This is a genomic window from Chitinophaga jiangningensis (assembly GCF_900142605.1).
In the GTDB taxonomy this organism is placed as follows: Bacteria; Bacteroidota; Bacteroidia; order Chitinophagales; family Chitinophagaceae; genus Chitinophaga; species Chitinophaga jiangningensis.
Map to the genome: position 1 here is coordinate 101,121 of NZ_FRBL01000009.1, position 18,821 is coordinate 119,941.

The following is an 18,821-nucleotide window of genomic DNA, read 5'->3' on the forward strand; positions in this document are numbered from 1 at the left end:
TGGTTGCCCTCTTAAGGGATAATAATTACTTTATTGCCGGTGACTTTCGTATGTATACCGCTCATGGAGAGGCCTGTCAACACTTCGGACAATTTGGATGTCCTGGAAATTTCTCCACTGAACTTTTGTGCAGGTGGCAGGCCTTCGTAGCTCACTTCGATATCGTACCAGCGGGCTATCTGCTGCATTACTTCCTGTACAGATGCTTGTTTGAACCGGAAGTAACCATTCATCCAGGCGGTGGCCAGTTCGGTATCTGCCTGATCCACGATGCGGATCATTTGTTTGCCGGAGCTGGCATTAACTGATTGCTGGCCTGGTTCGAGGATAACAGTGTTGGCACTGCTAACCTTTACCTTGCCCTGCAGGAGTGTAGTCGTTAACGTTTGTTGCTCCGTATATGCGTTGACGTTAAACTTTGTACCGAGTACTTCTATGGCGGTATTTGCGGCCATTACAATAAATGGCTGCTGTGTGTTTGTGGCAATATCAAAGTAGGCTTCCCCCTGTACTTCCACGCGGCGTTCCTTGCCGGGAAAACTTGCCGGGAAGCGCAGGCTGGACATGGCGTTGAGCCATACCTTTGAGCCGTCGGGAAGGGTAAGCCGGTACTGTCCGCCTTTAGGGGTGGTAAGTGTGTTAAATTCCGGTTGCCCCTCGCTTTGGCGGCCGCCAGTATATACCAGCATCCCTCCTTTTTGCTGGCTCACCTGTGTACTTCCCTGGGTGGCGAGGTGCCTATTGGAAGCTGAATCGAGGGTGAGCGTGGTGCCGTTGCCCAGGGTGAGCGTAGCTTTATTGCTGCCAGGCAGCAAGTCTGCCACTGTTGTGATGGCAGGTGCAGGCGTATGTTTGGGCAGGAGCATCCAGGTGGCCACAGCGGCGAGGAGCAGGATGGCGGCGGCGTATCGTAGCCATGGGCGGCGATATAATGGCACTACCTGTGGTAGTATACCAATAGCACGATCGATTTTTTGTTTGAGATCCGCCTGAGTTTCCAGGCGGCGCGCTCCTTCCAGTGTCCATTGGTAGTCATCCTGGAGGGCATGGTACCATTGCTCCACTGCAGCCTTCTCTTCCGGTGTGCAGCGGTTGTCCAGGTATTTACCCAATAATGACTTTGCCTCATGTTTGTCCATACAATACTGTTTCCTATAGCATTAGTGACATGAAGGAAGTAGTAGTGGTAGAGAAAAAGAAAATATTTTTTTTAGTGGACCGGCGGAATGAGGGATAGCAAGGCAATAATGGCCACGGGCGCGTATCCTACCTGGTTGCGCAGTCGCGCTAGTGCGTTGCTGATTTGCTTGCGTACCGTTTCTTCGCTGATGCCCAGCAGGGTCGCAATTTCCCGGTACGACAGCTGCTCTTTGCGACTCAGATTAAATATTTCCCTCATTTTGTCCGGGAGGTCATGGATAGCCTGTTCTATTTTCTCTTCCAGATTGCGCATATGGAGCAGGGTTTCAGGGGATGGTACCCCACCGTTGTCCAGCTGATCAGACAAGCGTTGCAGGTAATTGGAACGGGTGATATTCCTTTCTATATTCCTGATGGCCATATAGCGGGCACTGTTGTAGAGGTAGGTGGATAGTGCATATTGGATCTCCAGTTTACTTTTGTTTTTCCAGAGAGATACAAATAACTCCTGCACAATATCTTCTGCTTCCGAGTAAACCCTTACTGCCTTCATTACGTGCTGCATCAGCGGGTACCAGTATTTGTTATATATGGCGGTAAATGCATCATGGTCCCCGGCTTTCATCAGATCCAGCAGCGTAGCATCATCGGTGGCAGCATAGTTAATCATTCACAAGTGCTTATGGCGGTAAAAATAGAAAAAAAGCATTAATTCCTATCTTTGACCTCCATGCTTTAAAAATTAACCGCATATGAATTGGAAAAATGCCCTTACTTTTTTCTGTACCCTGTTTGCAGCTACTGCCACTTTTGCGCAATCGGCGCCGGGAAAAACCCTGACACCAGGTAAGCACAACTTCACCCTGCAATGGATTAGCTGGGACGTACCTGGCAAAATCAACATCACAAAAAATGCCGATGGCACCTTTGCTGCAAAAGGTGATCAGTACAGTGATGATAAAAAAGATTTCGTGACCATTGATGGCACCATTACCCAAACGTCGCCGGCGGAACTGGTGTTTACAGGAACCATCCGCACCAGGTACAGCAATGTAAATAATGGAGCTGTGTGTGAAAAAACAGGCACCTATCATTTCCTGTCAAAAGGTGCGCGCAAGTACTGGCGGTTGCAGGAAATGGATAACTGCGAAGGGAATAACGTGGTGGATTACGTAGATATCTTCTTTTAAATTTCAAGCTACCGCTCAGGGCCGGTGGCCATGAGCGGTGGTAACATTACCCTTTGGATTCCTTACTGACGTCATCATTGTTAACCTTCAGTTGTTTCCCCTTCTTCTGCTCAAACACAGACCCAAACTCCCAGTTCAGCGTAATCTTCAGCGCCTGGTTATAGTAGCCGTTAATTTGCCTTGACAGGAAGGAGGCGGCCTTCAGTACTTCCGCCTGGGCAATGGTTTGATTAAACGGATTGATTGCCGCAACGGTAATGGTCATCCTGCTTTCCTTTAATTCTTTTTTTGCGGAGAAACTATAGTAGTAACGACTGGTTTTATAGCCCTGGAGTGTTACTATCCTGGTATTATATTCCCCGAAAGCCTGCAGGGCAAAGTTTCCCGGCAGTTTGTAGCTGGTATTGATATTAATATCGGCAGCCCAGCCGGTGTTAACGATCATCAGTGCGGAACTGTTGAAGTCGAGGTGATTGATGTTCAGGTTCGTATTTACATTCCAGTTTTTAGCCAGGCTGAAAGCGCTGCTCAGGTTGAGTCCATATTGCTGGTTGCCTGCCAGGTTTTCTTTGCGGGTGGTGGCGATACCAGCTGCATCCACGGTGGTGAGTTCGATAATCGAATTGTCTGTTCTTTTGATAAACGCTGCTGCATTAAGGAAAAAACCGGAGTTGGCGGTCCAGCTATAGGTCAGCTCCCCCTGGTGCATATTTTCAGGCAGCAGGGCCGGATTACCCGTGCTGACATTGCGAGGGTCGCTGGCGTCGGCATTAGGATTCAGGTCCCAGATGTAAGGCCTGGTGAGTCGTTTGGTATAACTACCCGTTAGTGTATGCTGCTCCGTAAGTTTTTTTGTGAGAGATGCCGTAGGTATCAGGTTCAGGAAGTCATTCTTAAAGGTGGTACCGGCGCGGTGGAAGGTACCATGGATATCCGTGTGCTCGAGTCGGCCACCGGCTTCGGTGTACCAGTTACGGGGCAGTTTCATTTTAATCAGCAGGTAACCTGCTACTACCTGTTGCGCATATACGAAGTTATCAGAGCGGGCCGCTATCAACGCCGGCGTTGCGGGAGCTGCGGCCGCCCAGACATTGTATTTATTGTCCGCATTACGGAAAATGGATTTCAGTCCGCCTTCCAGCAGGTATTTATCATTGCGGGTGAGTGGCTGGGTATAATCTGCCTGGAAAGTCCATTCGTGGTTATAGGTGATGCCTTCGTTGATTTCTGTATAGCGCAGCTCATGGTCGGCGGACTGCTGGTTGGTATAGCCGGTGGTTTCTTTGCCCGGGCTGTATTGGGCCAGCAGCGTGATTTCCTGGCCGGGATGCCGCAGCCGGCGATTATAGCCCAGGGCGATGTCGGTGCCGATGAAGCGTTCCTTGTTTTTTACCTGCTGGGCGTACTCGTCTGTGAGTATACCAGTGGCATTGTAGATCCGACTGGTTTGATGATAGCTACCCGGCCAGTTTTCGATCCAGGTGTTTACGTTCAGACTGAATTCGCTGAGTGAGTCGGGAGTAAAGCCCAGGGTAAATTCACCGGAGCCGTGCGGCATGATGTTGTCTTTTGCATTATCCTGGTGAGTGGTAGATTCCGGCGTCCCGTCTGCTGCAAAGGCCGTTCTTTCCATACTGGTAACGGACTTGGAGCGGAGTCGGTGGATATGTGCATAGGCGCTCATATTCCATTTATCGTTGGAGAATGAAATGCGTGGGTTCACCGCCTGTTCCCAGTTGCTGGCAGTGGCTTCCAGCGCACCACTGAAGCTGTCCTGCCCTTTTTTGGTGATGATATTGATTACGCCGGCAGCGCCTTCCGCATCATATTTTGCGGAGGGAGAAGTAATGATCTCTACGGATTTAATGATGCTGGCGGGGATCATATTCAGTGCATCGGCGGGACTGCGGGCAATTTGCCCGGAGAACTTACCATTGATGAGGATTTTGAGGGTACTGCTTCCCCTCATGGAGACGTTGCCTTGCGGATCTACGTTGAGGGCGGGTGCTTTGCGCAGTACATCGGCGGCGGTGCCGCCTTTGAGGCTGATGTCATTTTCTGCGTTAAATACCAGCATACCCGGTTTCTGCTCTACGAGCTGTTTGCGGGCAATAATCTCTACCTCTCCCAGGTCCTGCGCGGAGGATTGCAGGAAGAGAGTATCCAGCGTGTAAACCTCCTTTCCATTATCGGCTTGCAGGGAGGTGGTCAGCTTCTGATAGCCTACAGAGGTAACAATTACGTGTAGGGCTGTCCGTTGGTGCAGCTGCAGCCGGAAGGAACCGTTTTCGCCGGAATAGGCGGCTGTAAGCGGTGTTTGCTGCCCGTTAGTAATACCGATGGTGGCATAGGGTACCGGCTGGCGGGTGGTGGCATCTGCCACTACTCCTCTGATCGTATAGCCGGCCGGGTTAGTTTGTGCAAAGCTGGCGATAGGTATACAACTAAATAAATACAGGGTTATTAATTTTCCGTTCAACATGCTACAGGTTATAAGTAAACTGTAAAAATCGCCTATGGGGGATGTATGTGTTTATGGAAACGGGAGAAAGATTTATGGAATGCGGAAAAATTTTGAGAAGGGAACCCAAAGGGGTACACGAAGAAAGATGCCAATAGCTGCACAGAGGCCAGCCTCCCATGTATTGCCATGACAGTTCCTTGTCTCTTTTATGGATATCTTAATTTCTCGCTTAAAAAATTGAAGAAAGGGACCGTTCAAATTCCGAAGCTAACTATTTTTCGGATTTTTCGGATGACACGGTGTCAATCTTTCTAAAAGCAGCCGTCGAAATCTGTTTGTATTCAAGCTGCCCGGGATATTTCAATGCCAGTTCTATTCGCGCCTCTTCCGCCCTGTTTTTTTCTTTAGTCATTTCCAGTTCATGGTCCATAATTTTGGCCTTATGAGTAACCCATGCTTCGATAATAGCCTGAATCGTTTGCAAGGCCCGTTTACCACCTAAGGCTGTCACGATAGCAATGATGATAGGTTCTTTATGAGTTCCTGGCTGCTGTTCATATACTTCATTAAACAGCAATGAATCATCGATTGAATAGGCATATTTCAAAAATGCAGTATATTCATGACTGTCATTTAATTTAATACGAAGTTTAGGTTCCATGTATTAAGTGATCTTTAAGGTAATTCTCAATTGTAGTAATTTTTGCAGAGCAATCCTCCTTTTGCATCGCAGCAAATTTAATCATCTCATCAACCGCTACTTTCAACTGTTCAATAAAACCCTTCAGGTTTATCTGTCCTTGTCCGCCCTGCACATTGGTTGTATCCGTCAAGATCATAAAAATATCGAAAAATACCCTAAGTCCTTCAGGAGTACTCATATTTAAATAATATAAAAAATGAGGTATATCCTTTTGAAGATTTTTTACAAATGTTATAACTTCAGGAATATTGCAGAGGTATTCTTCCATATCGAGATCAAAATCCAGCACGATTTTGCTTTGAATTGTATCTGGGTGCAGCTCCTGATCTATAAATGAGATTGACTCAGCAAAATAGTTAGAACGACAAATAGTATCATTGTCTACTGATACTATTAAAATATCCTGATCATGATGATGGCTTGAAATACGTAGATTCCGATAAATATCCACTGCCTTTCGGTGCATCTTGAGATAAGCAACCATACTAGCGTCCACCTCTGCTTTTGTACTACAAACAAGCAGTTTTTTCTGAGGATCATAACGCTTTTCATAAGTACTTTCAAAAAATGCAGGAAAACGGCAATCTTCATAACCGGTAACCGGTATATGTTTCCATTTCCAGCAAAGGCCGGCAGGAAAATACGGGCAATCTGTGAAGTGACAGGACCTGGGAACAAAAGTCTTATAGTCAGAAAAAGTTTCTGATAAAAGACTCATAGTGGTATCTTTTCTTTTAATATTTTCGATAATATACTGAGGCAGTTTAAGATCCTTTATTCCCTTAAAAGGCAAAACATTCACGAGGCGGCGTGCAAACAGTGTAGCGTTATTTGTTCTTTTAAGCTGTAAAAAGTTTAAATCCACAGCCATTATTTCCATATTTTCATTCAGAAACTTCCATAAGTCAACGTTAAAATCTGTTGCAAAATCCACGCGGATATCTGGCTTATCCTTCAGGATAGCATGGAAGTCTTTTCCGGAATGATATATTATATGTTTATCGTTTTGCTCTACGATTTGCTCATATAAGTCAGTTGGTATAAAGCCGACTTCGAGTTCCTTTATTAAACGTTCCTGCAGAAACTTTTCTCTGTTTTGTACTGGTTGAAAACCATAATGCAATAAAACCTCCAGCACTTTATAAATATTTCTGTTATTTTTCCCTGGAACAGCTTTTCCCTCCTCAACCAGGAGTTGTAATGTATTAACACAATGTATGAAACCCGTTATAGGCTCAGAAGTATGAAAGGCCAACTGAACGCACATACAGAGGTAGTTGAAGGCAAACTCTCCCCCAAACGAATGATAGATAAAATAGTATAGGTTTTTATAACATTTATTTTCTGGATCCTTGATCCACTTCAGAAAATGCGAAGGAGTTCTTGGCTCCTCCTCCATCGATCGAAAAAGGCTGAACTGCATAATAGTAGTTGCGTTTTCTATCAGATCGATCAGAGAGAAGCAATCTTCCGCATCCGTAATAGCCGCTGGCTGACATTGCAGCATGCCATCCACCATACTAAAACCAAATTTTATGGATTGATACTCAAGGTTCAGAGCAGCGTTTTCATTAATACAATATGTAGGAGGGGCAAGCTCACTGGGGGAAGCACGAATCTCACCTGTAATCTGGCGTATGGTATTAAATTCCAAACACGAAATATAATACAGGTAAGGATAAAAGAAGGTTTGCCAGAAATGTAATGCTTCATGCTGATATACCCGTAAAAATTCGTGATCGGTCATATAATGCAGGAATAATTCATGGATAGCTCCTGACTTGGCTTTATGGTTATAATTAAATCGCTCAAAAAATGAGTTGATAGCAGCAGCATCTGCTCCTTGTTTCAAATCTGTATTAATATGCACTATGCGCAGTGCTGTATCTACATAGGAAAAATACTTCTTCATAAAATGGGACAAACCTCAAATTAGTAAATTCCTATTAATCTGCCGAACTCCCGCCTTTTTCAGGCCTGCCGGAACCTGTAACAATGAGGGCAGTCACAGCATTACTGATAATCCTACTTCCACTGACGAAAAATTAATCCAAATATTACTAGCAATTGCGCCTCGTACGCTATAACTTTAAGATAAATCCACCAAAATATGAAGACACTATTTAACTTATGTCTGACTGCATGCATAACGGTAGCGGGTATATTTACCGCAAAGGCACAATCACCTGTAATAGGCGCCTGGAGTGCCACTAACGGCGGCGAAACCAGCGTATTGCTGGTTACACCCACCTATTTTTCCATTACTAATTACAACGCGCAGGGGTTCAAAAACACCATGGGCGGCACCTGGCAGGGCACCGGCGATGAGGCGGGGGAATTGTCGATTGAGTTTAATACGGCCGACAGCACCCAGGTAGGGAAAAAGATCGAGGCAGGTGTTACTTTCGATGGGGACCAGTTTGTGACCACTATTGGCGACACCAAAACCAGCTGGACCCGCGTGGACCATGGCAATGGCGAGCTGGCGGGCCTGTGGCAGATTACCGCCCGTGAGGCGAATGGTACCATGAATGCGATGAAGCCAGGCGACAGGAAAACCATTAAGATACTGACAGGCAGCAAATTTCAATGGGTGGCCATCAACACGGCCACCGGGCAGTTTTTTGGCACCGGTGGTGGCAGCTATACCTTTGAAAACGGCGTATATACGGAGAAGTTAGAATACTTTTCTCGGGATAACAGTCGCGTAGGTGCGAGCTTACAGTTCAAGGGCAGTGTGAATGGCAACAAGTGGGATCACAGTGGTAAGAGCTCCCAGGGTGCGCCTATTCATGAAGAATGGACGAAGCAATAGGTACTTCAGGTATAACAACAAAGGGTTACAGGGCATACCTGTAACCCTTTGTTGTTAGCGGTGTGCGCTGGTAATATGCATACTCCACTGAAAATATATTCTGCCGTTGAGGTTGTGGTGGTCTATTTTACGCATCACTGCGGTACGTATTTCATTCCTGATCAGTTCGGGTACTTCCCGCAGTGCGTTAACCACATCCGCGCTTACGGTGGTCACGTAGTACCAGTAGTCGTCCATGGAGGTAAATTCCACAACGCCGGTCATTTCTTCTTCTGTGATATCTGAAAAATTCGCGGTTTCGAACCAGTCCGTCATGGTGCCGGGCTGCATACAATAAAACATACCGGGCCGGTGGCGGTTGTATGATTTATGATGTGTAACTTCGGTGATGGTATCCAACACTACGTTGATCCAAAGATTTTTGTCGAGCACTCCCCAGGTAGACACGGCGATATTACCGCCTGGTTTAAGAACCCGGTAAATTTCGTTCAATGCGGCGGATACGTTGGAAAAAAACATCACGCCGTTTCTGCAGATGGCCGCATCAAAGGACTGGTCGGCAAAGGGCATGCTGGCGGCTTCGCAGCAGTGAGTGCGGTAATTATTCAGTTGCTGGGAGCCGGCTTTATCAGCTGCTATTTGCAGCATGTTTGCGGCGATGTCTGTCCCGGTAACACTTACCTGCGGATGGAGGGAGGCAATGGTTAAGCCGGGCTCACCGGTACCGGTGGCTACATCCAATACCGCATGACCAGGCTGCAATGCCAGGCGATGAATCAGGCGGCTACTGACAGGGTTAAGAAACTGGCTGATGACAGGGTCCCATTGTTTACGGTTCATGGAAGTACAGTTCCACTAATCGGAAGAGGATAATCTTTCGTGCATGGTGGATGCTTTTGGGTTCATAAAATACAGGCTGGCGTATGCTACAATACCGCCATTTACTGGTTATTTTGAGCAGGCAGCCACTTCACTTTTGAGGGCAGTGAAGGCTGCAGAAATTACAGGAATACAGCAGTCTGGTAAGGACTCCTTTGTATTATTTACATTATGAAGATATTAAAAAAGCGATAAAAAAGCATGTCTAAAAGAATCATTGCAATTGGAGATATTCACGGGGGTTTAAAGGCCCTGGTACAGCTATTGGAAAAAATCCAGCCAACCCCTGATGATCAGTTGATATTCCTGGGCGATTATGTAGATGGCTGGTCGGAGTCCGCGCAGGTAATTGATTTATTGTTGGTGCTTCGGGAAAAATTGCCGTGCATATTTATCAAAGGCAATCATGATGCCCATTGTGAATCCTGGCTGATGGGGCAGCCGTTAAATCCACGGTGGTTAACTGGTCATGGTTATTCCACCATCCGGAGTTACGATAGCTATTCTGCGGCGCAGAAGCTGGCGCACCTGGAATTTTTCCGCAACATGCAATATTTTCACATTGATGAGGCTAACCGGCTGTATGTGCATGGTGGTTTTACTGCTGCTAACGGGCCTGTGTATGAAGAAGACAATGCTGTGCTGACAAAGGACCGCACTTTATGGGAACTGGCGCGGCTCACCGCTAACCGTGCAGCAGGGCACCCTATGGCGTATCCTAAAAAACTGCAGTTATTCCATGAAATATATGTAGGTCATACCCCAACCCTCAATTATAATTGCTTTGAACCCATGAACGCCTGTAATATGTGGAATATAGATACTGGTGCAGGCTTTTATGGCAGGCTGAGTGCGATTGATGTAACAACAAAAGAGGTAGTGCAAACAGATGTTGTCATGACACTATATCCCGGAGAAAGGGGAAGAAATTAAAGGCTTGCAGACGTTTGCCCGTAAGGTATTTAAATAAGCTGACCGTTCCCCCCTCCTTCCCCCATCCCTGATCGAACATTTTCACAAACAAGCCTGTATCCCTTTATAAACGGGCGAGCAAGTCCGGCGCAAAAACTATCAATTATGAAACACAAGTCGAATCAACTCCACTACGGTGGCCGCACTGGTATGGCCCGATGGAAACAATCTTTAACCGCCTTCGCTATGGGAATTATGAGTATCTCCACTCCTTTTGGGGCGGCTGCACAGTCGGCCGATACGTTTGGCCCTGTAAAACAAATTAACGCTGGCGTATTAAACGTAGGCTACATTGACCAGGGGCCGGCAAACGGGCCGGTGGTGATCCTGTTGCATGGCTGGCCTTATGACATTCACACCTATGAGCAGGTGACACCCTTGCTGGTAGCCAAAGGTTATCGTGTGTTGGTTCCGTATCTGCGGGGTTATGGCAGCACGCGGTTTTTGTCGGACAAAACCATGCGCAACGGACAACAGTCCGTTGTAGCGGAAGACATCATCGCTTTTATGGATGCCCTGCATGTAAAGAAAGCTATTTTAGGAGGCTGCGACTGGGGTGCAAGAACCGCTGATATTATTGCCGCACTGTGGCCGGAACGTACTAAAGCGCTGGTATCCGTGAGTGGTTACCTTATCGGCAATCAGCAATCGGGTGCAGCCCCGCTCCCACCGGCGGCGGAACTACAATGGTGGTATCAGTTTTACTTTGCTACCGACCGTGGTAAGGCTGGCTATACGAAAAATACTGACGAATTTGCGAAGCTGATCTGGAAGCTGGCATCACCGAAATGGCAGTTTGAGGAGGCTACGTTTAGTCGTAGCAGTGCGGCCTTTCACAACCCCGACCATGTAGCAATTGTAATCCATAACTACCGTTGGAGACTGGGGTTGGCCACCGGCGAAGCGAAATATGACGCACTGGAAGCCAGGCTGGCAAAGGCACCTAACATTACCGTGCCTACGATTACTCTGGAGGGAGATGCTAACGGCGCACCTCATCCGCCTGCCAGTGCATATGCGAATAAATTTACCGGCAAGTATCTGCATAAGGAACTGACCGGAGGAATTGGGCATAATTTGCCACAGGAGGCACCGCAGGAATTTGCGGATGCGATTGTGGAGGCGGATAAGATGGGAGAATAATGGTTGCAAATGGACATGGCCTGGCTTGTTCATTTCGCCTTCATTATTCCTTTTCATTTGCAGCGAAATGTTTGCATATTTGCAGGATGTTAAAAACCAAACTATTACTAATCCTGTTTTTATTCGTTACAGATATGACATTCGCACAGCAACATAAAAAGCCACTGGAAGCACTGCTCAACAAAGAAGAACCGGGATGGCCGCTAGTGCTGGAGTGGATAAGCAGCGCTACAAACCCGGTGGAAATACTACCTGCGGATACAGCCAGGGCTGGTGCTACCTTATACGAGTTGCAAGTAACTACCAGGTCGCCTATGGGTGCAATCGTCTACAGCAGTGGTGGTATCCTCATTGACCACGGCTGGATCCGGATACTCGGTTCCGGGCATGACCGGTTAAACCGCACTTTACACAGCTGGAACCAGGGAAAGAATCCTGCAGAGTTTCTGCTGGTAGCGGATGATGCAGTGGGTGGTTTCTTTGCTATAAACAGCGGCGCCCTGGGCGAAGACATGGGCAAAATATATTATTTCGATCCGGCTACACTCAATTGGGAAGGGCTGGACATATCCTACAGTCAGTTTCTGAACTTCTGCTTTGAAGGGGATTTGAAGGATTTTTATAAGGATTTGCGCTGGAGCAATTGGCAACAGGAAGTGGCAACATTGGATGGCAATGAGGTATTCAATTTTTTCCCGATGTTGTGGACGAAGGAAGGCAAGGATATAAATGGTGTTTCGAGAAAGAAGGTACCGGTGGAGGAGCAGTATGGGATCAATATGGAGTTGAGGAAGCAGTTGGGGAGGTAAAAGCTGGACATTAAATTCAACATATAAAAGGTTGCAGGTACTCCCCGCAACCTTATTTATTTTATCCTAGTGATGCAAATAATGCCCATTACCATTTGCCCATTCAATAGATTCTGGCTGGATATTATAGTCCTTTTTCACATTAGCCGTAGCTAGCCGCTGCCCCGATTTCACATCAAATACCGCTATGGTACCGGCATTTATATCGGGGAGATTCAACATATTGTTTTGAACAGCCACTACATCTTTCCCGGATTTAGTTTTGAAAAATGCCATGTGATGTGCGCCGGGATCTGACTGCAACGTACGGACTACTTTGGCCGCCGGCAGGGCATTAAGATCAAAAACCTTTACTATACCGGGATTAGCGAAGCTGACATACAATAATTTCTCGGGGCTGATATAAAATTCCAGGGCCCATCCCAGGCCATTGTCGCTCCCATCATAGAACTTCCTGAACTCGCCATAGTTCTTGGTTTTGGCATCCTGGTCTGCGATCCATACATCGCCGCCCAGCATGGTTGTAACAAGGGCATAAGGTTTAAATTCGTTCCGGAGTAGTAATACCTCCACAGGACTGGATGCCGGCGTTTGTTCATCGGCTACCTTGTAAGTTTTAATGAGAGAATAATCTTCGGAGTTGATCAGGGTAACGGTACTGCCTATACCGGAAGTCAACCCTGGGTGGATGGTAGAAGTCACCATTAATCGTTTGGTGGATTCGTTCATGGAAATCCCATGAGGATGCATGATAAATTTCGAGGTGTCGTGGTGCATATCCGCTTCAATGGTGCGGATTAACTTGTTATTGGCAGCGTTATAAACACCGATGGAACCACCATGTTCATTCCCCTTTCCGCCCATGAAGGTTACAAAGAAGCGACCATCGCCGGTAAAGAAAATATCCTCCCCTACCAGGTTACCATCCGTATCAACAGGCTCAGCCTTTTCTATAACGGGTCGGCCGTCTGGCCCGTGTTTCAATTTTAATTCATAGAGATATGGGAATCCCAGGGCAGTATTGTACACTCGCTTTTGCTGTTTATCGAAATAAATATGGTGGGGCAATACGCCTTTACCTAGTTCGATACGACTCGTAATTTTTCCAAACTGCGGTGATTCCGGATCCAGTTCCATGATGGCAATCCCATCCGACTTTTCTGACAGGTCGCGATAATCAATGATAAAGCTTGTTTTGGACACGTGTGGGTTTTCCGGGTGATGCTTACAGGCGGTTAAACAAAGCAGCGCTACAGCAAAGGTTGCAATGATACATTTCATGAGATGAGCTTTTTTTGTAAGTTGTAAAGGTTAAATGTAGGTAGGGTTACTGTGGTAGAATTTCGATGGAATATTGCAGCCTGATAGCAGTTGGTATGATTAAGGTACGTGTTAGATTTCTCACAATGCCAATCTCTCAATTTACTTTTAGGAACAACCGGGGAGCATTTAAAAGGTTGTTTATACTAAGACTTCCCTTATCACTTGCAAGAATATAGGGCTTGGAGCAAAATTAAAAGAGAACTCTTGCTAAAATTAATTGCAACAAATTTGAAAATATATAATAATTTCACATTCGTCAATCACCTCTATGTGTAAAAGGCAACAACTAATATAACTAAGTAATCTTCTTTGTTTCATGGAGTCAATTACATTTCCTGTTTTGTTAGCAGGCGAAGGTCCCTTTACTATTGAAGTATTAGACTCTCCCATTTTTTTATCCGACGTCCCTATGTCAACTATCAAATTTGGAAGTTTAATAAATGCAATCGTCTATGAATGTAATGGTTGTTGTTTTAAAATAGTAGAGATTAGTATATTGAAACGAATTAGCCCCTGGTGGCAATCACTTTTCGGAAGTCCGTTAATGCGGGTTCATATACAGTATGAAAAAGTAGATAAGGGCCTAAAAGACATAAAAAATGATATCCTTTTTTCCATAACGAAATATCCACAATACTGGGAAGATACAATGCCCATCAATACCATCACTCAACGTGTAAATGAAGCTACATCCCTCAAAGATGTAATTCTTTTTCTTTCGGGTTTAATTTACAGAAGATAGATGGGGCTACAACAATCAGCTTCCCACGCACATATATCTACACGGAGAGATGTATTGCCTGACGTATGTTAAAGGCCTTATAACATTATATCAAAAAAATTAGAAGGGTGGATGTATGTTGATAATGCATGCTGCACATACCTCCCATTTGACCTATCCAACACAAACCACACTCATAAGAGTCGCGCCTCTCTTAGCTTATCCTCCACAATATGTGGCTGCCGCTGTAATAATTCCGCAACCTTATCTACGCGTTCAAATTTTATATAAGCTCTGGACATTATTTCAATCTCGCGTGGAAGCCATTCTTCATATGCCCGTTGATAGTTCTTCCTGATTTCTATTTGTTGCTGCGTAAGATCACAGGTATCTCTTTTAGGCAAATTTTCTACCGCCTTTCGGGCAAGGTCAATTAGCCTGTCGATTTCTACTTCTGGTAATTTAGGTTTATGAACTACTTTTGCCGGATATGCTTTAGATTTGTTTCTAATTTCAGATAGTTTTTCATCAGTCATACGTGTAAACCGCCACTCGCCACCAGTTGATCCTACCGTATAACTACATTGGGGAATAACTCCGAGATAACCGTTTTTATTTAATTTTTGAAGGAATGAGCGAAAATGAAAACCTTGGTGTCGGTCTCGCTCTATCAAATTGCGCTTGGCTAGAAATTCGTATAAATCTGTGCTCCGAACTTCCTGATAGTTATAATTTATGCGAAAATACTCTTGAATAGCATTTGAAATCCTGAGAGCTCTTTGCAAATCTTCGTGACAACAATTCATCTCCAGTTTTTTTGAGGTAAAAGCAGTATTAATCGACTGCAGGTAGCAATACTAACATCATAACCTTCCACTATAGGCAATTTAAATTTACAAAAATTCTACCTGATTTGGTAAAGTATACTAAGGCATAAGTCAGAGTCATCAAAAAAAAGCCAAAAGCCTCCCCACGGCATTCGTGCTCAGACCTGTAATCTCCAAGTCAATAAACATCAAATCGTTATAATGAAAATATATCAAAGGTTTGTCAACATAATTATGCCGTATTAATAATCCATTTCCTGGAATATTTTCTCTATCAGGTTTAATTGTCTTTTCAGCGCAGCTTTGTTCTGACCTTCTGTGGCAGCCAAACACAATTTTTAAGTTAACACCTAAGAGAGATTGTGACCTTGAAAATAGAATAACAGTTGCAATAAATTCGCGGCAGTATGATCTGTTAGTTTTGATTTGACTTAAGAAACCATTTTTTATAACAAATGGACGTGCTGCAAACACCATTAATGGTGATAATGTTTTTGCCAGTAATTTATAAATTGCTGCTGCGAGTTGCCCATAATCCTATTTCATTATTTTCACCTAATACCAGCCTACGAACAGAACTACAGCCTTATAGCTTCCCAGGTATAATCCGCATTTAAACATCAAAATAGTACATAATAATCAAATTCAACACCTTAAAGTGCGAAATGGATGCCAACTAAAGAGGAGTGCCGCTACAGCACTCCCACCTTTTCATTCTATTTTACTTTGACGCTATCCGGTGGCGTATAACTACATCCACCAACATATTTATATCGCGTTGGATAACATATTACAAAAAAGGGTGGTGCGACATAAATTTGATCCTGGTTACCCGGCAGCAAATCATATGATGAAAGTAGCATCTTTTCCATAGCAACACTTGGTAATAGTATGTGCTTGCTTGCGGTTGAATCATCAGGAACAAAATAGAATGTCCACCAAATTTTAAAATCCGTTTTATTCTCAACTTCCGGTATAAAATCTGTCCACGGGAAGTCTTGGAATCTTTTCCTACATTTATCAATCCACTCCTTAAAATCAGGTGAGCTATTTTTTGAAAATTGAATAGAATCAACTAGTTTATTTTTTTTGTATTCAAGGATAATTCCAAATATTTTGACTTCCCCATCTCTCATTATATCTTTTGGCCCCATTGGTATCCTATAATAAGGTCGGAGATAGTCAGCTGATTTTGCTCTTTGACCACTTGCAACATGGCTCAATAAGAGTAGAAATACTAATAATATTTTCATAATATTCCAATTTTAAATCCCATCAATTACACTTTGTACCTAATTCACCATTTCGATACTTTCCTGCTATTGACTGAATACTTTGCTTTTGAGCCAAACTTAACGCTTGATATTGGGGTGTTTCTTCCAATCCTCTCCAGGTTAATGATTGTGCATCAGCTAATGAAATTCCAGGGTACATTTCCTGAAGTGCCAGAACCATACTATTAAAAAAAGAGTCGCCGGCCATCTGTCCATGATCCCACGGATTATTATTGTAAACATTATATTTTACAAAAAAATATCCATGAATTAGTTCATGTAAAATTGTAGCAGCAATATATTCCCTGGAACCATTGGCAATAGAATTATTAAGAGTGATATCAATATTTACTACAGCTGCGCCTCCTGAACCAGCCACCCCTGGAATATTTTTTGCGTCTACTGTATCAGCAAGTTGTCCTTCATTAAATCGCGCATTAACAACGTCGGACGTTTGATACAGTGTCGATAAAGTCCTGGCTAAACTGCTTGTCAAATTGTTAAAACCCATATATTGTAACGTAGCTTTAAAACAGGGACTTGATAGCTCATCTACAACATCGGTTAAAATAACAGGTGGCGGAGGCATGTTACCAGGAGTCTCTCCACTGCCTGACCCACTACTTCCTCCTCCTTCTGGGGGAGGTAATTCCTGCCAATCACCTGGTGCATTTTCACCAGGTCCCTCTGGACCAGCATCTCCTGTGCAAAATGTGTTTGAGAAATTAAACTGCCAAGGGCCTCCGTTAACACTGTACCAATAATTCACGGTAACACAACTTCTTATTGCATTATTAAATCCGTCGCTTGAAGTCTTTCGAGCATTTGTTGTTGAAACAGCTCCTCCATCCAGGGCGTTAATTCGGCAATTATTCCCATCCCAGTCACTTAACAGAACTAATCCTGAGAATCCATGTCCGTTACTACCATGCGGAATGCAGCGCATTACAAGTGATCTGTAATTGCTATCTGCATCCTTATAAATAAACAGATAATCCTTAATGCTTAATGGCAAGATGTGATTACCATAAGTCACACCTGCAGAATCAGAAGATAAAGGGACTTGCACTACAGTAGCTCGACTCATGCTTCTGATAGTGGCCTGCTCCCATATAAGTTCACCATTTGGTATTTGGGATACTTTAGCATTCTTAAATTCATTTCTTTTTAGATTTTGGTCAAAAAATTCTTTTGCGTTTTTAATTAAATCGCCGTGAACTGGTTCATTTTGTGGTTTTCTACATGACAAAATAAACAGGAAGGCAAGGGGAACTAATAACAGTTTTCTCATTTAGTTTTGAGGTTCGTGAATATGAATAGGAAATAAAAACGCTTTGGATCCATCCAAAAATGGATACAGATATAGGATACACGAATAGTGGAGGTAATTAAAAAACTTTAGTTGATATAAGGATTAACTTAGGGTATTCTTACATTTTAATATACTGAAATTAACGATTAATCTAAAGTACCAAATTATATGAAATTATTCTATTAAATTTTAACAGGTGAATAATAACTCGACACAGAAATAAGATGACAAGCCTGGAAAGCCCCAAAAACAAACGCTGCATTGTTCGTAGCTTCTAGGTTTTTCCTGGTACATGGGTACTACTTTTTTAAATAGCTTAATTTCTTATTATAATTTGTTAGTGTCTCAGTTTGAACTTTTGTATTAGTCAGCGATTCTTTGCAATACCTTCTATTTCTTTTTGTATTAGAGCCAAGGCAATTTTTAGACCTTTAATTCTGTTTATAAGCAAGGTTTGTTGAGAATTCCTCTCCGTCAATTTCTCCAATGATTTTTCGCATTTATGAGTTAGCGACGTAATTACAATCGTTGCCTGGATTAAATCGAGCTCTGAAAAACTTTCCATTTTTTTAAAAATTAATCGGTGACTTTTCTATTTATACCAACTTCCAAAGTAATATAAACTATTACATAACCGAATAAGTATGTTGAAGTCGTTATTTTATTTGCCCCATCTGCTGTTGGTAAGCGAAACAGAAGGTCCGTTGATGACTGCCGCCACTTCTCCACTAAGTACAACAATTGGTACCAATAGCATGCCGTACCAGCAAGGATTGCAGCCCATTTTCAAAAGCGAACGAAATAGGAAGAATGTGGAAGAAAGAAATTTTTTGTAACACAAGTGCCGTGTTGACAGACTGTCAAAATGTAAGCAGGCAGTGGTTTTGGAGTGTAAGAACGTGTGTCATGTCGTGTGTCAATTTTGTGTCGTGAAAAGTGGACGAAAGTGGAAAAAAACGGACAAAAAACGACATTGACACAAATAAAAAAAGGTTGTAAGTCAAATACTTACAACCTTTTTTGTGCCCAGAACTGGATTCGAACCAGCACACCCTTGCGAGCGCTGCGACCTGAACACAGTGCGTCTACCAATTTCGCCATCTGGGCATCACTGATATTGTGTTTCAGGGCTGCAAAGATAATCACCGCCACCAATATTCCAAAAATATTTTATCCCTTTTCGCAAACGGTTGCATAAAATAATTCACACAGTTATCTGTGAATCAATGTATTTTCAGTGCTTAAATAC

Annotated in this window: 16 protein-coding genes and 1 tRNA gene; 5 read left to right on the top strand and 12 right to left on the bottom strand. The window is 43.9% G+C overall.

The features are described from left to right. Positions 1 to 11: 11 nt before the first annotated feature. Together BUB18_RS22775 and BUB18_RS22780 are read right to left on the bottom strand one after the other, a co-directional pair. Entirely contained in the window at positions 12 to 1,139 is a 1,128-nt protein-coding gene (locus BUB18_RS22775) for a FecR family protein (protein ID WP_073085498.1), read from the bottom strand. Between the two features lie 71 nt (positions 1,140 to 1,210). Beyond that, on the bottom strand, positions 1,211 to 1,810 hold the full coding sequence (locus BUB18_RS22780; RefSeq protein ID WP_073085500.1) for an RNA polymerase sigma factor: 600 nt from the start codon (positions 1,808 to 1,810) through the stop codon (positions 1,211 to 1,213). A gap of 82 nt (positions 1,811 to 1,892) precedes the next feature. On the opposite strand from BUB18_RS22780, the gene BUB18_RS22785 reads away from it, so the two are divergent. Next, complete coding sequence (locus BUB18_RS22785; RefSeq protein ID WP_083550620.1) at positions 1,893 to 2,330, top strand: hypothetical protein; 438 nt, start codon at positions 1,893 to 1,895, stop codon at positions 2,328 to 2,330. A 46-nt stretch (positions 2,331 to 2,376) separates the two neighbouring features. Here the strand turns inward: BUB18_RS22785 and BUB18_RS22790 are convergent, their stop codons facing one another. The 3 genes from BUB18_RS22790 to BUB18_RS22800 form a co-directional block, all read right to left on the bottom strand. Continuing rightward, complete coding sequence (locus BUB18_RS22790; RefSeq protein WP_083550623.1) at positions 2,377 to 4,812, bottom strand: TonB-dependent receptor; 2,436 nt, start codon at positions 4,810 to 4,812, stop codon at positions 2,377 to 2,379. Between the two features lie 253 nt (positions 4,813 to 5,065). Then, positions 5,066 to 5,455, bottom strand: coding sequence for a hypothetical protein (locus tag BUB18_RS22795; protein ID WP_073085502.1), 390 nt, complete (start codon positions 5,453 to 5,455; stop codon positions 5,066 to 5,068). Continuing rightward, positions 5,445 to 7,409 carry a hypothetical protein gene (locus BUB18_RS22800; protein WP_073085504.1) on the bottom strand — a complete coding sequence of 655 codons (1,965 nt, stop codon included), beginning with the start codon at positions 7,407 to 7,409 and terminating at the stop codon, positions 5,445 to 5,447. Before BUB18_RS22800 ends, BUB18_RS22795 begins: the two co-directional genes overlap by 11 nt. A gap of 198 nt (positions 7,410 to 7,607) precedes the next feature. On the opposite strand from BUB18_RS22800, the gene BUB18_RS22805 reads away from it, so the two are divergent. Beyond that, positions 7,608 to 8,312 (top strand): hypothetical protein, encoded by a 705-nt coding sequence (locus BUB18_RS22805; protein WP_073085506.1) that lies wholly within the window; start codon positions 7,608 to 7,610, stop codon positions 8,310 to 8,312. 54 nt (positions 8,313 to 8,366) lie between these two features. Here BUB18_RS22805 and BUB18_RS22810 read toward each other — a convergent pair whose 3' ends face one another. Then, the gene (locus tag BUB18_RS22810; RefSeq protein WP_073085508.1) at positions 8,367 to 9,152 is read right to left on the bottom strand and encodes a class I SAM-dependent methyltransferase; all 786 of its coding nucleotides are present in this window, start codon (positions 9,150 to 9,152) and stop codon (positions 8,367 to 8,369) included. A gap of 240 nt (positions 9,153 to 9,392) precedes the next feature. Here BUB18_RS22810 and BUB18_RS22815 point away from each other — a divergent pair, with 240 nt between their 5' ends. The 3 genes from BUB18_RS22815 to BUB18_RS22825 all read left to right on the top strand — a co-directional run bounded on the left by BUB18_RS22815 (position 9,393) and on the right by BUB18_RS22825 (position 12,115). Next, positions 9,393 to 10,124 carry a metallophosphoesterase family protein gene (locus BUB18_RS22815; RefSeq protein ID WP_073085510.1) on the top strand — a complete coding sequence of 244 codons (732 nt, stop codon included), beginning with the start codon at positions 9,393 to 9,395 and terminating at the stop codon, positions 10,122 to 10,124. A gap of 144 nt (positions 10,125 to 10,268) precedes the next feature. Then, a complete protein-coding gene (locus tag BUB18_RS22820) occupies positions 10,269 to 11,306 on the top strand; it encodes an alpha/beta fold hydrolase (RefSeq protein ID WP_083550627.1) in 1,038 nt (345 codons plus the stop codon). Positions 11,307 to 11,440: 134 nt separating this feature from the next. Next, positions 11,441 to 12,115 (top strand): DUF2625 domain-containing protein, encoded by a 675-nt coding sequence (locus BUB18_RS22825; RefSeq protein ID WP_073086007.1) that lies wholly within the window; start codon positions 11,441 to 11,443, stop codon positions 12,113 to 12,115. A 66-nt stretch (positions 12,116 to 12,181) separates the two neighbouring features. On the opposite strand, the gene BUB18_RS22830 is transcribed toward BUB18_RS22825, so the two are convergent. From BUB18_RS22830 to BUB18_RS22860, 6 genes are all read right to left on the bottom strand, one after another. After that, on the bottom strand, positions 12,182 to 13,396 hold the full coding sequence (locus BUB18_RS22830; protein ID WP_073085512.1) for a YncE family protein: 1,215 nt from the start codon (positions 13,394 to 13,396) through the stop codon (positions 12,182 to 12,184). A gap of 957 nt (positions 13,397 to 14,353) precedes the next feature. Next, positions 14,354 to 14,965, bottom strand: coding sequence for a hypothetical protein (locus tag BUB18_RS22840; RefSeq protein WP_073085516.1), 612 nt, complete (start codon positions 14,963 to 14,965; stop codon positions 14,354 to 14,356). A gap of 141 nt (positions 14,966 to 15,106) precedes the next feature. Continuing rightward, positions 15,107 to 15,463, bottom strand: a complete 357-nt coding sequence (locus BUB18_RS29480; protein WP_143160068.1) for a hypothetical protein — start codon at positions 15,461 to 15,463, stop codon at positions 15,107 to 15,109. A 239-nt stretch (positions 15,464 to 15,702) separates the two neighbouring features. Beyond that, a complete protein-coding gene (locus BUB18_RS22845; RefSeq protein ID WP_073085518.1) occupies positions 15,703 to 16,239 on the bottom strand; it encodes a hypothetical protein in 537 nt (178 codons plus the stop codon). 22 nt (positions 16,240 to 16,261) lie between these two features. Then, positions 16,262 to 17,551: a hypothetical protein gene (locus BUB18_RS22850; RefSeq protein WP_073085520.1), complete on the bottom strand. Its 1,290-nt coding sequence runs from the start codon at positions 17,549 to 17,551 to the stop codon at positions 16,262 to 16,264. Between the two features lie 1,044 nt (positions 17,552 to 18,595). Next, positions 18,596 to 18,679 (bottom strand) — tRNA-Leu (locus tag BUB18_RS22860). Between the last annotated feature and the right edge of the window lie 142 nt (positions 18,680 to 18,821).

Coding starts and splice junctions, on each gene's coding strand:
- BUB18_RS22775 (WP_073085498.1), bottom strand. CDS start 1,139: ATGGACAAACATGAGGCAAAGTCATTATTGGGTAAATACCTGGACAAC.
- BUB18_RS22780 (WP_073085500.1), bottom strand. CDS start 1,810: ATGATTAACTATGCTGCCACCGATGATGCTACGCTGCTGGATCTGATG.
- BUB18_RS22785 (WP_083550620.1), top strand. CDS start 1,893: ATGAATTGGAAAAATGCCCTTACTTTTTTCTGTACCCTGTTTGCAGCT.
- BUB18_RS22790 (WP_083550623.1), bottom strand. CDS start 4,812: ATGTTGAACGGAAAATTAATAACCCTGTATTTATTTAGTTGTATACCT.
- BUB18_RS22795 (WP_073085502.1), bottom strand. CDS start 5,455: ATGGAACCTAAACTTCGTATTAAATTAAATGACAGTCATGAATATACT.
- BUB18_RS22800 (WP_073085504.1), bottom strand. CDS start 7,409: ATGAAGAAGTATTTTTCCTATGTAGATACAGCACTGCGCATAGTGCAT.
- BUB18_RS22805 (WP_073085506.1), top strand. CDS start 7,608: ATGAAGACACTATTTAACTTATGTCTGACTGCATGCATAACGGTAGCG.
- BUB18_RS22810 (WP_073085508.1), bottom strand. CDS start 9,152: ATGAACCGTAAACAATGGGACCCTGTCATCAGCCAGTTTCTTAACCCT.
- BUB18_RS22815 (WP_073085510.1), top strand. CDS start 9,393: ATGTCTAAAAGAATCATTGCAATTGGAGATATTCACGGGGGTTTAAAG.
- BUB18_RS22820 (WP_083550627.1), top strand. CDS start 10,269: ATGAAACACAAGTCGAATCAACTCCACTACGGTGGCCGCACTGGTATG.
- BUB18_RS22825 (WP_073086007.1), top strand. CDS start 11,441: ATGACATTCGCACAGCAACATAAAAAGCCACTGGAAGCACTGCTCAAC.
- BUB18_RS22830 (WP_073085512.1), bottom strand. CDS start 13,396: ATGAAATGTATCATTGCAACCTTTGCTGTAGCGCTGCTTTGTTTAACC.
- BUB18_RS22840 (WP_073085516.1), bottom strand. CDS start 14,965: ATGAATTGTTGTCACGAAGATTTGCAAAGAGCTCTCAGGATTTCAAAT.
- BUB18_RS29480 (WP_143160068.1), bottom strand. CDS start 15,463: ATGGTGTTTGCAGCACGTCCATTTGTTATAAAAAATGGTTTCTTAAGT.
- BUB18_RS22845 (WP_073085518.1), bottom strand. CDS start 16,239: ATGAAAATATTATTAGTATTTCTACTCTTATTGAGCCATGTTGCAAGT.
- BUB18_RS22850 (WP_073085520.1), bottom strand. CDS start 17,551: ATGAGAAAACTGTTATTAGTTCCCCTTGCCTTCCTGTTTATTTTGTCA.